Source organism: Agromyces italicus DSM 16388, assembly GCF_000421545.1.
GTDB classification, from domain to species: Bacteria; Actinomycetota; Actinomycetes; order Actinomycetales; family Microbacteriaceae; genus Agromyces; species Agromyces italicus.
Map to the genome: position 1 here is coordinate 51,218 of NZ_ATXF01000001.1, position 12,856 is coordinate 64,073.

At 70.3% G+C, this 12,856-nt stretch carries 11 protein-coding genes; 5 read left to right on the forward strand and 6 right to left on the reverse strand.

Translation table 11 applies throughout. The features are described 5' to 3' along the window. Positions 1-10 precede the first annotated feature (10 nt). Together lipA and lipB are read right to left on the reverse strand one after the other, a co-directional pair. Positions 11-1,000 (reverse strand): lipoyl synthase, encoded by a 990-nt coding sequence (lipA, locus tag H516_RS0100255; protein WP_022887723.1) that lies wholly within the window; start codon positions 998-1,000, stop codon positions 11-13. Continuing rightward, positions 997-1,638: a lipoyl(octanoyl) transferase LipB gene (lipB, locus tag H516_RS0100260; protein WP_022887724.1), complete on the reverse strand. Its 642-nt coding sequence runs from the start codon at positions 1,636-1,638 to the stop codon at positions 997-999. The genes lipA and lipB overlap by 4 nt, the downstream gene beginning before the upstream one ends. Positions 1,639-1,745: 107 nt before the next feature. Between lipB and H516_RS0100265 the strand changes: the two genes are divergently transcribed. After that, a complete protein-coding gene (locus tag H516_RS0100265; RefSeq protein ID WP_022887725.1) occupies positions 1,746-3,398 on the forward strand; it encodes a protein kinase family protein in 1,653 nt (550 codons plus the stop codon). Here H516_RS0100265 and sucB read toward each other — a convergent pair. The 3 genes from sucB to H516_RS0100280 all read right to left on the reverse strand — a co-directional run bounded on the left by sucB (position 3,395) and on the right by H516_RS0100280 (position 7,892). After that, positions 3,395-4,879, reverse strand: a complete 1,485-nt coding sequence (gene sucB, locus H516_RS0100270) for a 2-oxoglutarate dehydrogenase, E2 component, dihydrolipoamide succinyltransferase (protein ID WP_022887726.1) — start codon at positions 4,877-4,879, stop codon at positions 3,395-3,397. The genes H516_RS0100265 and sucB overlap by 4 nt on opposite strands. A gap of 68 nt (positions 4,880-4,947) precedes the next feature. Next, on the reverse strand, positions 4,948-6,321 hold the full coding sequence (gene lpdA, locus H516_RS0100275) for a dihydrolipoyl dehydrogenase (RefSeq protein ID WP_022887727.1): 1,374 nt from the start codon (positions 6,319-6,321) through the stop codon (positions 4,948-4,950). A gap of 98 nt (positions 6,322-6,419) precedes the next feature. After that, positions 6,420-7,892, reverse strand: coding sequence for a leucyl aminopeptidase (locus H516_RS0100280; RefSeq protein ID WP_022887728.1), 1,473 nt, complete (start codon positions 7,890-7,892; stop codon positions 6,420-6,422). Between the two features lie 88 nt (positions 7,893-7,980). Between H516_RS0100280 and H516_RS0100285 the strand changes: the two genes are divergently transcribed. The 4 genes from H516_RS0100285 to H516_RS17440 all read left to right on the forward strand — a co-directional run bounded on the left by H516_RS0100285 (position 7,981) and on the right by H516_RS17440 (position 12,479). Beyond that, positions 7,981-8,907, forward strand: coding sequence for a proteasome assembly chaperone family protein (locus tag H516_RS0100285; RefSeq protein ID WP_022887729.1), 927 nt, complete (start codon positions 7,981-7,983; stop codon positions 8,905-8,907). 263 nt (positions 8,908-9,170) lie between these two features. Beyond that, positions 9,171-10,466 (forward strand): RNA polymerase sigma factor, encoded by a 1,296-nt coding sequence (locus H516_RS0100290; protein WP_022887730.1) that lies wholly within the window; start codon positions 9,171-9,173, stop codon positions 10,464-10,466. 7 nt (positions 10,467-10,473) lie between these two features. Beyond that, positions 10,474-11,745 carry a Mur ligase family protein gene (locus tag H516_RS17435; RefSeq protein ID WP_022887731.1) on the forward strand — a complete coding sequence of 424 codons (1,272 nt, stop codon included), beginning with the start codon at positions 10,474-10,476 and terminating at the stop codon, positions 11,743-11,745. After that, the gene (locus H516_RS17440; RefSeq protein WP_022887732.1) at positions 11,742-12,479 is read left to right on the forward strand and encodes a type 1 glutamine amidotransferase; all 738 of its coding nucleotides are present in this window, start codon (positions 11,742-11,744) and stop codon (positions 12,477-12,479) included. The genes H516_RS17435 and H516_RS17440 overlap by 4 nt, the downstream gene beginning before the upstream one ends. Positions 12,480-12,569: 90 nt before the next feature. On the opposite strand, the gene H516_RS0100305 is transcribed toward H516_RS17440, so the two are convergent. Beyond that, positions 12,570-12,806, reverse strand: a complete 237-nt coding sequence (locus tag H516_RS0100305; RefSeq protein ID WP_022887733.1) for a DUF7455 domain-containing protein — start codon at positions 12,804-12,806, stop codon at positions 12,570-12,572. Positions 12,807-12,856 lie beyond the last annotated feature (50 nt).

The window sequence follows — 12,856 nt, forward strand, 5'->3', positions numbered from 1 at the left end:
CGGGTCGGGATCAGCCGACCGCCTGCGCGAAGCCGAGTGAGGCGTCGGCGAGATGGGAGAGCTCGGCCGGAAGTTCGCGGCCCTTCGCCCGCATCGACTGCGCCCAGAGTCGGCCCGCCCGGTACGACGAACGAACGAGAGGGCCGGCGAGCACGCCGAGGAACCCGATCTCCTCGGCTTCGTCCTTGATCTCGAGGAACTCCTCGGGGCGGACCCACCGTGCGACCGGCAGATGCCGCGGGCTCGGACGAAGGTACTGCGTGACCGTGATGATGTCGGTGCCCGCATCGTGGAGATCACGGAGGGCCTGGGAGACCTCGACGCGCTCCTCGCCCATTCCGAGGATGAGGTTCGACTTGGTGATGAGCCCCGCATCGCGGCCCTGGGTGATCACGTCGAGCGATCGCTCGTAGCGGAACGCCGGGCGGATGCGCTTGAAGATGCGCGGCACCGTCTCGACGTTGTGGGCGAAGACCTCTGGTCGTGCGGAGAAGACCTGTTGCAGGAGCTCGGGCTCGCCGTTGAAGTCGGGCACGAGGATCTCGACGCCGGTGCCGGGGGACTGCCGGTGGATCTCGCGGATCGTCTCCGCGTAGAGCCACGCCCCGCCATCGGGCAGGTCATCGCGGGCGACGCCCGTCACGGTCGAGTAGCGCAACTGCATGCGCACGACCGACTCGCCCACGCGGCGCGGCTCGTCGGCGTCGAAGTCGGCCGGCTTGCCGGTGTCGATCTGGCAGAAGTCGCAACGGCGGGTGCACTGCGAACCGCCGATGAGGAATGTCGCTTCGCGATCCTCCCAGCACTCGTAGATGTTCGGACAGCCGGCCTCCTGGCAGACCGTGTGCAGATCTTCGCTCTTCACGAGCGATTGCAGCGCACGGTACTCGGGGCCCATCTTCGCCCGGGTCTTGATCCACTCGGGCTTGCGTTCGATCGGCGTCTGGGCATTGCGGACTTCGAGGCGCAGCAGTCTGCGCCCCTCGGGAACGGTGCTCACGCGGCCAGCGCCCCCTCGAACTCGAGGCGGAGGCGTGCGCCGACCGCGTCGACGAGGTCGGTCGGCGTCACCGCGCAGCCGAGCTCGCGGCTGATCGTCGTGATGCCCGCGTCGCGGATGCCGCAGGCGACGATCTTCTCGTACGGTTCGAGCGAGTTCGAGCAGTTGAGGGCGAAGCCGTGCATCGTGACGCCGTCGGCGACGCGGATGCCGATGGCCGCGATCTTGTGCTCACCGCCTTCGGGCCCGACCCAGACCCCCGAGCGTCCGTCGACGCGACGTCCGTCGACGCCGAACCCGTGGAGCACGTCGATGAGGACGCCTTCGAGGCGGCGGACGTAGCCGACCACGTCGATCGGTTCTGCAAGGCGGATGATCGGGTACCCCACGAGCTGCCCCGGCCCATGCCAGGTGATCTTGCCGCCGCGATCGACGTCGATGACGGGCGTGCCGTCATCGGGTCGCTCGTCGGGCGAGGTTCGCTTCCCGGCGGTGTAGACGGAGGGGTGCTCCAGGAGGAGGACGGTGTCGGGGCGTTCGCCCGCGACGACCGCGCGATGGACGGCGCGCTGAAGGTCGAGACCCTCGATGTACGGCACGGAGTTGGCGCTTAGCCCCGTGACGACGATGTCGAGCATTCGGCCAGTCTAGGCGACTCCTCCTCCCCAGCCGTTCGCGCCGCGAAGTCGCCCCGATTCGAGCGGTCGGCGCCTCGGGCGGACACGTCGTGGGGAAGAGTTCCAGGATGAGACGTCACAGGCGCGGCCGGTCGGCCACGACTTCTGCTCCGAACACCGGGACGGCGAAGGGATCGGGCCCGGCTCATGAGCCGCGCGCCGGCGACGAACGCGCAGCGATCTCGGGCTATCGTCTGCTGCGGCGCCTGGCGTCGGGTGATCGTGCCGCGATCTTCCTCGCGAACAGTCTGCACACGGCAGACGGCGAGTCGTCGTCACGGGCGGTGGTCGCGCTGCGAATCTACGAGGCCGGGTGCGACGACGCGCTCGTCGCGGCCGAGATCGCGGCGATGACGGCGGATGCCACGGGCACGCTGCCTGCGCTCATCGACGTCACCGCGCTCGACGACGGACGCTGCGTGCTCGCGGTTGAGCGGCTCGCAGGGCCGACGCTCGCTCGGCTGCTGACCGAGCGTGCGCTGGAGCCGGGGGAGGCCGTCACGATCCTCGCCCCCATCGCGGTCGCCGTCGCGGGGCTCGCCGAGGCGGGCTTCGTGCACACCCGGCTGGCACCGAACGACGTGATCATCGACGGGGTCGGCCGACCGCGACTCATCGGACTCGGGGCGATTCGGCGGCTCGACGAGGTCTCGAGCGCGATCGAGCGCACCGAACTCATTCGTGAGGGTCATGCGGCGCTGTCCGACCTCGTCGCAGGCGTGGCGGAGGTGACACGACCACCCGGCAGCCTCGACCGGGCGGTCGCCGCGATCCGCGACGCGGCTGCCGCACGACCGTTCGTGCGCAGCGAGGCTCTGCTCGAGCGCACCCTGTTCGAATCGGCGGCCGCGGCGCCGGTCCGCGGAGTTCCGGCCGGTGGGCAGCGCGGTGCCGTGCCCGGGCGGGTCGCCGAATCGACCGGGTCGGGCCTGGCCACTGGGCCGGTGGAGTCGGTCCGGCATGGGCTGGTGGACGATCCGACGCAGCGGGCCGTGGCCGCGCCGACGCCGCGCCGCGGGCTGCTCAGCACCCTGGCCGCGCTCGCCCAGGTACCGGCCGAAGCGGTCGAGCGCGGCGCGGACCTCGCGGACGTCGATCCGGTCACCTCATTCGCCGCGCGATGTCGGCGAGCACTCGCGGCCCGCCGCCGTACGGTGCTCGTGGCGGCGCTGGTGGGCGGCGCCGCGCTCGTGCTGCTGCTCGCGCTGGTGCCGCCCGCCGATCAGCAGGGCGTTCACGACGCGGGCGACACCGCGGCGGCCGCGGCGGGCGCCGCTGCGGGCCCGGCCTCCCCGGCGCCGGCGAGTGAGGGCGCCGTGATCTCCGACCGCGGTTCCGCTCCGGGCGACGGTTCCGCTTCCGGCGACGCCGAGACGACCCCCGGGGCCGACGGGGCGTCGATCGAAGATCCTGTGGAGGCGACCGCGGAACTCCTCGCGCGGCGCGAGGACTGCTTCGCCGCCCTCGACACGGCCTGTCTCCAGCAGGTCAACCATGCGGGATCGACGATCGAACGAGCTGATCTCGGGCTCATCTCCGGAGCCCGGGAGGGCGCGGAGATCTCTCCGGTCGCCTACTCTCTCGACGCGGTCGCGATCATCGCGGAGATGGGCGATGCCGTGCTCATGACGCTCCCGTACGCCGACCCCGAACGCGAACCGGCCTCGCTCCTCGTGATGAGGAGCGAGGCCGGTTGGCGTCTTCGTGAGATCTTCGACTAGATGCCGAGGTCGGCGTCGAACGCACCCTCTTCGAGACGGTCCTTGACCGCGGTGAGGAAGCGCGCGGCGTCGGCGCCGTCGATGATGCGGTGGTCGTACGACAGGGCGAGGTAGACCATCGAGCGCACAGCGATCGCGTCGGCGCCGTCCTGGCTGACGATGACGGGACGCTTGACGACGATGCCGGTGCCGAGGATCGCCGACTGCGGAAGGAACACGACGGGGGTGTCGAACAGCGCACCGCGCGACCCGGTGTTCGTCAGGGTGAACGTGCCGCCGGCGAGCTCGTCGGGCTTCAGCTGGTTGTTGCGCGTGCGGTCGGCGAGATCGGCGATCTGCGCGGCCAGGCCGGCGATGTCGAGCTCACCCGCGTTGCGGATCACCGGCGTGAGCAGGCCGCGCTCGGTGTCGACCGCGATGCTCATGTTCTCGTGTGCCGGGTAGACGATGCTGTCGCCGTCGACCGTCGAGTTGATGATCGGGTAGGCCTTGAGCGCCTCCGCCGCCGCAAGGGCGAAGAACGGCAGGAAGGAGAGCTTGTTTCCGGTCTTCGCGAGGAAGTCGCCCTTGACGCGGTCGCGGAACCGAGCCACGCGGGTCACGTCGACCTCGACCACGGTGGTGAGCTGCGCGGTCGACGTCATCGAGACGACCGCGCGCTCGGCGACGACCTTGCGCAGACGCGTCATCGGGACGGTGGTGCCCCGCAGCGGCGAGGTCTCGAGCGGCGTGCGCGCGGGAGCCGCAGCAGCCGCAGCGGGTGACGCCTGCGCCGAGATCACGTCCTGCTTGCGGATGCGGCCGCCGACACCGGTGCCGGTGACGCTCGCGAGGTCGACGCCCTGCTCGTTCGCGAGCTTGCGGACGATGGGAGTGACGTAGCCCGAGGGGCCCGCGTGGGCGCCCGCGGTGGGTGCAGGTGCCGCAGCCGGCGCGGGGGCCGGGGTGGGCTCGGGAGCTGCGACCGGAGCTGCCGGTGCGACCGGCTCGGCGGGTGCCGCGGCCGGTGCAGGTGCGGCGACCGGCTCGGGCGCGGCCGGTGCGACCGGCTCGGGTGCGGCGACCGGCTCGGGCGCGGCCGGTGCGACCGGCTCGGGTGCGGCGACCGGCTCGGCGGGTGCAGCAACAGGGTCGGCGGGTGCAGCAACAGGCTCGGGAGCGGGCGGTGCGGCGACCGGCTCGGCGACCGGCGCCTCGGCGGGCGCCGGCGCAGCGGCTTCGGGTGCGGGCGCCGCGGCACCGGAACCGTCGCCGATCGTCACGAGCGCGGTACCGACCTCGACGGTCTCGTCCTCCTGGACGAGGATCGCCTCGATGACACCCGCGACGGGCGACGGGATCTCGGTGTCGACCTTGTCGGTCGAGACCTCGAGCAGCGGCTCGTCGACCTCGACACGGTCGCCGACATTCTTCAGCCAGCGGGTGACCGTGCCTTCAGTGACACTCTCACCGAGTGCCGGGAGGCTGACGGATTCGCTCATGCGCTTGTCTCCTTCACAGCGTGGGAACGCTATCTAGCTTATTGCAGTCGTTGGGCGGGCAGCGTGGCTCAGATGGCGTGCAGCGGCTTGCCGGCGAGCTTCAGCACGGCCTCGCCGAAGGCCTCTGCCTGGGTCGGGTGGGCGTGGATGAACGGGGCGATGTCTTCGGGGTACGCCTCCCAGTTCACGGCCAACTGGGCTTCGGCGATGAGCTCGCCGACCCGCCCGCCGATCATGTGGACGCCGACGATGGGGCCGTCGTTCACGCGGACGACCTTCACCGATCCACCGGTGCCGAGGATGCTCGACTTGCCGTTGCCCGCGAGGTTGTAGTCGTAGGAGCTGATCTCGTCGGCACCGAACTTCTCGGCGGCCTTCGCCTCGGTGTAGCCGACCGAGGCGATCTCGGGCTCGCAGTAGGTGATCTTCGGCACGTTCACGTCATCGACGACGATCGGGTTCAGGCCCGCGATCTCCTCGGCGACGAAGATGCCCTGCTGGTAGCTGCGGTGCGCGAGCTGGAGGCCGGGGACGATGTCGCCGATGGCGTAGACGCCGGGGACGTTCGTGGCGAGGCGCTCGTTCGTCAGCACGAAGCCGCGATCCATCGTGACGCCGACCTCTTCGAAGCCGATCCCCTGGGTGGAGGGGCCGCGGCCGACGGCGACGAGCAGCAGTTCAGCGTCGTAGCTCTGGCCGTTCTCGAGGGTGATGACGACGCCCTGCTCGTCCTGGGTGACGCTCTGGAAGCGGACACCGAGCGAGAAGTCGATGCCACGCTTGCGGAAGGCCCGCTCGAGCTGCTTCGAGATCGACTCCTCCTCGTTGGGGACGAGGTGGGGGAGCGCTTCGATGATGGTCACCTCGGCACCGAAGGAGCGCCAGACGCTCGCGAACTCGACGCCGATGACGCCGCCTCCGAGCACCGCAACCTTCTTGGGCACGAAGTCGAGCTCGAGTGCCTGCTCGCTCGTGATGACGCGGCCGCCGATCTCGAGGCCGGGCAGCGAGCGCGAGTACGAGCCGGTCGCCAGCACGACGTTCTTGCCGACGTAGCGGTCGTCGCCGACCTGCACCGTGTTCGGCGCGACGAGGCGCCCTTCACCCTCGACCACGGGGATGCCGCGCGCCTTGAGCAGACCCTGAAGGCCCTTCCACTTGCTGGCGACGATGCCCTCGCGATAGGCCGAGACGCCGTTCATGTCGATGCCCTCGAAGGCGGCCTTCACGCCGTACTTGGCCGCTTCCTTCGAGACCTCGGCGACCTCCGCCGCGTGCAGCAGCGCCTTCGTCGGGATGCAGCCGCGGTGGAGACAGGTGCCACCGAGCTTGCCCTTCTCGATCACCACCGCGGTGAGCCCGAGTTCGACGGCGCGGATCGCAGCGGCATAACCCGCGCTGCCTCCGCCGAGGACGACCATGTCAAAGTTCTGCTCGGACAACCGCAATCTCCCTTGCGCATCTGATCTGCGTCGCGGACCGCCGCCGGCGTGTCGCCGCGGCAGGGCGTATGGGCGACGTTCTCGCCCATACGACCTTACTACTTGGCGGCGAGGTCCTCGCCCAGCGCGACGAGCGTGCGGACCGCCGCGCCGGTCGCGCCCGTTCCGGTGAATCCCCACCCGGCGCCGCCGTTGTGGCCGGGGCCCGCGATGTCGAGGTGCGCCCACGGGATCAGCTCCTCCGAGCCCTCCTTCTTCCCGACGAACTGCTGCAGGAACACGCCCGCGAGGAGCATGCCGGGCACGGTCATGCCGAGCTTCGCATTCATGAGGTCGGCGACGTCGGACTTGAGGAGGGGCAGCAGGTCGGCGGGAAGCGGCATCGGCCAGGTGGCCTCATCGACGGCGTCGGCCACGGTACGCACTCGAGCGACGAGCTCGTCGTCGCCCATGAGGCCGGTGATGCGGTGCCCGAGCGCGACGACCTGGGCTCCGGTGAGCGTCGCGACGTCGATGATGGCGTCGGGCTGCTCCTCGCTCGCGGCGACGAGGGCATCGGCGAGCACGAGGCGGCCCTCCGCGTCGGTGTTCACGACCTCGACGGTCTTGCCGCCGCGGATCCGCAGCACGTCGTTCGGTCGGATCGCGGTGCCGGACGGCATGTTCTCGGCGAGGCACAGCCAAGCGGTGACCCGGATCGGAAGGCCGAGTTCGGCGATCGCGACGATCGAGGAGAGCACGGCTGCGGCGCCCGCCATGTCGGTCTTCATGCCGACCATCGAGGCCATCGGCTTCAGCGAGAGACCGCCCGAGTCGAAGGTGATGCCCTTGCCGATGAAGGCGAGATGGGTGGATGCCCCGTCGGGGGCCCATTCGAGGCGCACGAGCCGGGGGCCCCGGCTCGAGCCCTGCCCGACTCCGGCGATGCCGCCGAACCCGTCGGCCTCGAGTTCCGCCTCGTCCCACACCCTGCTCGACACGCCCGCCGCGGTCGCGGCCTCGACGGCGGCTGCGGCGAAGGTCTCGGGGTACAGCTCCGCGGGCGAGGCGTTCACGAGATCCTTCGTGCGAGCGACCGCCGTGACGACCGATCGGATGCGTTCGAGACGGGTCTCCTCGGCGGTGAAGCGGCTGTGCAGCGCGATGCGGGCGACCGGGGGCTTCGGTTCGCTGCGGTATTCGTTGTAGGCGTACGCACCGAGCGCCGCACCCTCGAGAAGTGACGCGGCCGAGCCCGCGTCGTCGACGCCCGCGACGATCGCGACCGACTCGGTGCCGGTGAGGCGGCGGACGGCGGAGCCTGCTGCGCGGCGGAGGCTCGAGGCATCCGCCTGTTCGCCCACGCCGACGACCGCGACCACGCGGGGGCCGCCTTCGTGACCGGGAACCCGCGTGAGCTCCTCGCTCGCGCCGGTCGCGCCGAGCGCGACGAGCTGGGGTGCGACCCAATCGAATCCGTCGGCGGCGATCAGTTCGGGGCCGTCCGCGCCCTTCACGGCGACGAGCAGCGCGACGTCGGCGTCGGTGTCGGCGGCGGGGGAGGAGGTGACGGAGAGCGTGGGAACGGTCATGACTCCCGATGGTACGTGTTCGCTCTGGGCATGAACGCCCGTCCCCCAGGGCGGAAGGGGCCTCGATCGGCGTCACTAGGCTGGAATCATGCGCGACCCCCGCTCCCTCTACGAGTTGAACGCCGACGTCTCGGTGCCGCCCGGCCTGCCGCTCGTCGCGGGACTGACCGGCTCCGCCGATGCCGGCGGCGCCGTCGCGCAGACGACCGAGTACCTGCGGGACACCCTCGACACGACCGTCGTCGCGACCTTCGACATCGATGAACTGCTCGACTACCGCGCCCGGCGCCCGATCATCCTCTTCGAGGGCGACCACCTGAGCGATTACACGCCGCCCCGACTCGCGCTCGAGCTCGCCCGAGACGAGCTCGGCCGCCCCTTCCTCCTGCTCACGGGCTTCGAACCCGACTTCCGGTGGGAGCAGTTCAGCACCGCGGTGCTGCAGCTGGTCGACGAACTGCAGGTCTCGTCGACGACGTGGGTGAACTCGATCCCGATGCCGGTGCCGCACACGAGGCCGATCCGCGCCACCGTGAGCGGCAACCGCGAGGAGTTCATCGAGACGATGTCGGTGTGGCGGCCGACGACGCAGGTGCCCGCGAACGCCCTGCACCTCATCGAGTACCGTCTGGTGGACCTCGGTCACCCGACCACGGGATTCGTGCTCCTCATTCCCCATTACCTCGCCGATGCCGAGTTCCCGTCGGCGGCGGTGGCCGCGCTCGAGGCGATCAGCGCGGCGACGGGTCGCATCTTCCCGACCGACGCGCTGCGCGAGCAGGGGCGCGAGTTCCTCGGGCGCATCGACGAACAGGTCGGCGAGAACGGCGAACTCGCGAAGCTCGTGGGCACCCTTGAGGAGCGCCACGACGCCTACATGGAGGGGACGACCCTGCGGTCGCCGCTCACCGACGAGGACGGCGAGCTGCCGAGCGCCGATGAGATCGCCGCGGAGCTCGAGAAGTTCCTCGCGTTCCGACGCTCCCGAGACGACGAACCGCCACGGGCCGGTTGATCACGACGCCGAGCAGGAATTCCGGCGGGCCGCCGGGTGTTACCCGTGATGTACGCCGGGGTGCGTCGAATGTGCGTCGACGCGGCTGGTGGGCTGTATAATTGAGGCAGGACCCGTTCGGGTCCGCGGGTACGACCGACGCCGTGCCGAGACGCGGACTTGACATGGGTCCTCATAGTGTCCGAAAACGACCGGACCGACAGCTCGAGCCGCGCCCTCCGCCGAGGGCATACGCCGGCCGACGGTAGGAGAGGTTCATACGTATGGCAACGACGAAGGCGAAGGCGGCCGACGAGGCCGAGGCGCCCGCCACGAAGCGCCAGACCACCGCGAAGTCGGCTGCAGACAAGGCGCCGGCCAAGGCACCCGCCGCCAAGGCTGCGGCGAAGACGACGACCGCGTCGAAGACCCCGCGCGCCGCGACCGCGAAGGCCCCTGCGAAGCCCCGCACCAAGGCGAAGGGCAAGGCCTCCGAAGACGAGGACGAGCACGGGGCCCCGGTCGAGCACGACGAGGTCGACCATGACGAGGTCGACGACGAGACGAAGCCCATCGCGGTCGAGCCGCACCCGACGGGCGCGCTCGTGCTGCGCGCCGCCGACGACGAAGACGAAGTGCCCGTCTACTCCTCGGCGATCACGGGCGCGACGGCCGACCCCGTCAAGGACTACCTGAAGCAGATCGGCAAGGTCGCGCTGCTGAACGCAGCCGAAGAGGTCGAGCTCGCGATGCGCATCGAGGCCGGCCTCTTCGCGGAGGAGAAACTGTCTGCGATGACCGACGCCGAGAAGCGCTCGCAGCTCGGTCGCGAGCTGCAGTGGGTCGCGAAAGACGGCCAGCGCGCGAAGAGCCACCTGCTGGGCGCGAACCTGCGCCTCGTGGTCTCGCTCGCCAAGCGCTACACGGGTCGCGGCATGCAGTTCCTCGACCTCATCCAGGAGGGCAACCTGGGCCTCATCCGTGCCGTCGAGAAGTTCGACTACACCAAGGGCTTCAAGTTCTCGACCTACGCGACGTGGTGGATCCGCCAGGCCATCACCCGCGCGATGGCCGACCAGGCCCGCACCATCCGCATCCCCGTGCACATGGTCGAGGTCATCAACAAGCTCGCCCGCGTGCAGCGCCAGATGCTGCAAGACCTGGGTCGAGAGCCCACGCCCGAAGAGCTGAGCCGGGAACTCGACATGACCCCCGAAAAGGTCATCGAGGTGCAGAAGTACGGCCGCGAGCCGATCTCGCTGCACACCCCGCTCGGTGAAGACGGCGACAGCGAGTTCGGCGACCTGATCGAAGACACCGAGGCGGTCGTCCCCGCCGACGCGGTGGGCTTCACCATGCTGCAGAAGCAGCTGGAGTCGCTGCTCGACTCGCTGAGCGAGCGCGAGGCGGGCGTGATCCGCATGCGGTTCGGCCTCGGCGACGGAATGCCGAAGACCCTCGACCAGATCGGCGACACGTTCGGTGTGACGCGCGAGCGTATCCGCCAGATCGAGTCGAAGACGATGGCGAAGCTTCGCCACCCGTCGCGGTCGCAGTCGCTGCGCGACTACCTCGAGTAGGCCGCAGGTGCGCGCTGGTTCCCTGCGTTATGGGCCGGCGATCCTCGTCGGCCGACTCACCCGATTCGCCGCCCGGCTGCGCAAGCCGGGCGGCGGCTCGGCCGTGCCCGGGCTCGTCGTCAACCGCATCGCCCCGAAGTATCTGAAGCGCACGCTCTCGGGCTTCCCGCAGGGGCTCGTGGTCGTCTCGGGGTCTGCGGGCAAGTCGACGACGACGAAGATGCTCGTCGCGATCCTCCGCGAGCACGGCGTCGACGTCTTCACGAACCCGTCGACGGCCAATATCAGCCAGGGCCTCACCTCCGCCCTCCTGGAACAGGCCGACTGGCGGGGCCGGGTGCCCGGCGACGTCGCCGTCCTCGAGATGGACGAGGGCCACGGCGCGCTCGTCATGCAGGGGGTCGACGCGCGCGTCGTCGCCCTCACGAATGTGATGGTCGACCAGATCGACCGATTCCACGACTCCGAGATGGTCGCGGGCATGCTCGCCCGCATCGCGGCCCGCGCGGGCGAGGCCGTCGTCGTGAACGGCGACGACGCGTACCTCGAGCGCTTGGCTGCCAAGCTCGGCCCGGATGTCGCGGTGCACCGTTTCGGCGTGTCGCAGGCGGTGCTCGACTCGGCCCCCCGCGGGCTCGGCTACACCGAGACCTCGGCGCGGCGACTCGCGCCCGGTGACGGGCTCGTCATCGACGCGGTCGACGGGCGGGAGGCCGTGTTGAACGACCGGGGCGTGCCGGTGCGAGCGGGGCTTCCTGCTCGCGGCATCCACTACGCCGTCGATGCCGCAGCCGCCTACGCGACGGCACGTGCCGTGCTCGGCGAGCGCTTCTCGCCCGAGTCCGCTGCGCACGCGCTCAGCGCGATCCCCGCCGTGTTCGGGCGCGGCGAACGGATCACGGTGCGCGGCCAGGAGGTCGAGTTCGTGCTCATCCAGAACCCGGCGAGCTATCAGCTGAACGTCGACAGCATCGAGCCCGGAACGAGCGACATCCTGTTCGCGATCGGCTCCGATGTGCGCGATCCCTCGTACTTCTGGCCGGCTGACGCCGCGTCGCTCGAGCGGGTGAAGATCGTGAGCGGCTCGAAGGCCGCCGAGGCGGCGCTCATGCTCGCCTACGACGGGGTGGCGATCGACCGGGTCGAGCCCGAGCTCGGCATCGCCCTCGACGACTTCCTCGCGGCGCCCGCACCCGCGCGAGGCGTGAAGACCATCGTGTTCTCGGCCGACTCCATGCGCCGCACGCGGGCCCACCTCGGATTGACGGGAACCGAATGACCTTCACCATCGTGTCCCTGCTTCCGACGCTGCAGAACACCAACGGCGACGCGCAGAACGCCGCAGTGCTCGCGCAGCGAGCCCGATGGGCGGGCCTCGAGGCAGAAGTCGTGGCGGTCGACGATCGTTCGACGCTGCCTGATCGGGTCGATGCGGTCGTGCTCGGTTCGGGCAGCGACGCCTCGCTCGAGACGAGCCGTTCGGCGATGCTCGGGCTTCACGACGAACTCCGGCGGTGGGGCACCGAAGGTGTGCCGATCCTCGCCGTCGGCACCGGCTGGGAACTGCTCAGCTGGGGCATCGAGACGGCCGGGGGGCGGAGCATCGAAGGTCTCGGTATCCTGCCCGGTCGGGCCGTTCCCCGCGACGGCCGGGTCACGGGCGACCTCATCGTGAAGTCGCCGCTCCTCGGCGTGTTCGTCGGGTTCGAGAACCACGCTCGCGACTACGTCGGCGCTGAGGGCTCGCCGCTCGGCCGGGTCCGCGCGGGCGCGGGCAACGGCCGCGAATCCGGCCAGGAGGGCGTCGTCATGGGTGCCGTCTTCGGAACCCACCTGCACGGGCCCGTGCTCGCGAAGAACCCCGGGTTCGCCGATCACCTGCTCGGCATCATGGCCGATCGGGCAGGTCTCGGGTATGTTCCGGGCGGTCGGTCGGAGGAGGTCGACGGCTACGCCATGGCGGCGCGAACCGCGCAGCTGCGTGCGGCAGGCGTCGAAGCATCCATCGGCTGACCTCGAACCGGCCGCACTGCGCCCCCTCGAACGAAGAAGCGCCCCGGGTCGGTCGACCCGGGGCGTTCTCTCGTGTGCTCGGTGCGGCGCTCAGCGCTTGTCGTCCGCGAGCAGGCGACTCGACTCGTCGTGCCAGCTATGCGCGATCTGCGAGAGCTTCTCCTGGTGCTTGCGACCGTGGTGCGCGCAGAAGAGGAGTTCGCCGCTCGCGACGACGACGCGGATGTACGCCTGCGCACCGCATGCATCGCAGCGGTCGAGCGCGGTGAGCTCGTAGGGGGTCTCGAGTTCATCGACCGCACCGGTGGTCTCGGTGTACTGGGTCATGGCTCCTCCTCCGTTGCTCACGAATCTCCGTTCATCAATGAAAACACGCT

What these genes read in the sequence shown, in the direction of transcription:
- lipB (WP_022887724.1), bottom strand. Translation starts at nt 1,638, where the DNA reads ATGCTCGACATCGTCGTCACGGGGCTAAGCGCCAACTCCGTGCCGTAC.
- H516_RS0100265 (WP_022887725.1), top strand. Translation starts at nt 1,746, where the DNA reads ATGAGACGTCACAGGCGCGGCCGGTCGGCCACGACTTCTGCTCCGAAC.
- sucB (WP_022887726.1), bottom strand. Translation starts at nt 4,879, where the DNA reads ATGAGCGAATCCGTCAGCCTCCCGGCACTCGGTGAGAGTGTCACTGAA.
- H516_RS0100280 (WP_022887728.1), bottom strand. Translation starts at nt 7,892, where the DNA reads ATGACCGTTCCCACGCTCTCCGTCACCTCCTCCCCCGCCGCCGACACC.
- H516_RS0100285 (WP_022887729.1), top strand. Translation starts at nt 7,981, where the DNA reads ATGCGCGACCCCCGCTCCCTCTACGAGTTGAACGCCGACGTCTCGGTG.
- H516_RS0100290 (WP_022887730.1), top strand. Translation starts at nt 9,171, where the DNA reads ATGGCAACGACGAAGGCGAAGGCGGCCGACGAGGCCGAGGCGCCCGCC.
- H516_RS17440 (WP_022887732.1), top strand. Translation starts at nt 11,742, where the DNA reads ATGACCTTCACCATCGTGTCCCTGCTTCCGACGCTGCAGAACACCAAC.
- H516_RS0100305 (WP_022887733.1), bottom strand. Translation starts at nt 12,806, where the DNA reads ATGACCCAGTACACCGAGACCACCGGTGCGGTCGATGAACTCGAGACC.